This is a genomic window from Planktothrix tepida PCC 9214 (genome assembly GCF_900009145.1).
Classification (GTDB): Bacteria; Cyanobacteriota; Cyanobacteriia; order Cyanobacteriales; family Microcoleaceae; genus Planktothrix; species Planktothrix tepida.
This window is the reverse complement of sequence record NZ_LN889823.1, coordinates 1-255: the sequence shown is the minus strand read 5'-3', so window position 1 is coordinate 255 and position 255 is coordinate 1. Positions and strand designations below refer to the sequence as shown.

Here is a 255-nt window from a genome sequence, read left to right as displayed (position 1 = left end):
ATTTCCGGTAAAGATTTTCTCGGAATTGGTGAGATGATTCCTAGATGTAAGTATTTAAAACATTCGTAACTTCTAACTTCTGGGAATAGGTCTTTATAACCTTGGCAATATTCATCAATCACGGAAACTGTTGGTTGTGCATCTCGGGCTAAATGTTTGAGCATCTGTAATTCTACATCCATTACCCTATCTCCCTTCTAGCTACCCATCTGGTTTATTTTCTAATTTTACTCCTCGGAGACTGACAGAAGAGGG

The 255-nt window shown here is 38.4% G+C and carries 1 pseudogene; it reads right to left on the bottom strand.

The window, feature by feature from the left end:
* Positions 1-182, bottom strand: a pseudogene (locus tag PL9214_RS29295) (IS701 family transposase); the annotation flags it as partial.
* Positions 183-255: the final 73 nt, after the last annotated feature.